Source organism: Azohydromonas lata NBRC 102462, from assembly GCF_001571085.1.
Classification (GTDB): domain Bacteria; phylum Pseudomonadota; class Gammaproteobacteria; order Burkholderiales; family Burkholderiaceae_C; genus Azohydromonas; species Azohydromonas lata.
In genome coordinates this window covers 1-1118 of sequence record NZ_BCTC01000286.1, presented here as the reverse complement: position 1 = coordinate 1118, position 1118 = coordinate 1, and the positions used below count along the sequence as shown (strand labels likewise).

At 67.7% G+C, this 1118-nt stretch carries 1 protein-coding gene; it reads right to left on the bottom strand.

Annotated features, from left to right (window positions below):
- A partial coding sequence (locus ALA01S_RS31130; protein ID WP_157119449.1) for an AMP-binding protein occupies positions 1 to 1009 on the bottom strand: 1009 nt, incomplete at its 3' end.
- Positions 1010 to 1118 lie beyond the last annotated feature (109 nt).

Genomic DNA, 1118 nt, shown 5'->3' with positions numbered 1-1118 from the left:
CGCCCACGCAGATCACGAGGCGGCTCCAGTCCACGCTGGCGAAGTCCTTGTGGTTGGCCAGCGCGTTGAAGAGGGTGTTGACGGCCGGGAAGCTGTGGAAGTGCTCCTTGGACAGCGTCTTGAGCAGCGCGGGCAGGTCGCGTGCATTGGGAATGAGGATGACGCGCCCGCCCACGCGCAGCGTCAGCAGCGCGATCGTTGAAAAACCGAAGATGTGATAGATGGGCAGCGCGCACACCACGCCCACCTGCTCGCCGGCCGGAATGCGGTGCAGCGCCGGCCGGTACCAGGCCTCGGACTGCAGGATGTTGGCCACCAGGTTGCGATGCAGCAGCACCGCGCCCTTGCTCACGCCGGTGGTGCCGCCGGTGTACTGCAGCACCGCGACGTCGTCGGGGCCGATCTCGACGGGCTTGAAGGCCTGGCGCCGGCCCTGCGCCAGCGCATCTTTGAAACGCAGCGCGCCGGGCACGGAGTAGGGCGGCACCATCTTCCTGACGCGGCGCACCACGTGGTTGACCAGTGCGCCCTTGAGCCAGCCCAGCAGGTCTCCCATGGCCGCCAGCACCACGGTGCGCAACTGCGGCAGCTTGGGCAGCGCGTGCTCCAGCGTGGCGGCGAAGTTTTCCAGCACCACGATGGCGCGGGCGCCGGCGTCGCGCAGTTGGTGTTCCAACTCGCGCGCGGTGTAGAGCGGGTTGACGTTGACGACGATACAGCCCGCACGCAGCGCCCCGGCCAGCACCACCAGGTACTGCGGCGTGTTGGGCAGCATGATGGCTACCCGGTCGCCCTTGCCCAGGCCTTGCGCCTGCAGGAAAGATGCGAACGTCATGGACAGCTCGTCGAGCTGTCCATAGTCGAAGGCCGTGCCCATGAAAGTGCACGCCGGCAGGGCGCCGTGGCGCTGGAAGGCGTCTTCCAGCAGCGCCACCAGGGACGGGTACAAGGCCGTGTCCACCTCCGCCGGCACGCCTTCGGGGTACTGCTTCAACCAGATTTTTTCCATGTGCCGCGAGGGGTCGTAGTCGAAAGCATTCTGGCCCCGCCCCGTGGAGCGGGCATGAGGGGATTCGATAGCGATGCCGGCAGCGGGTTCCGGCTGCCGTGCGGGCAGC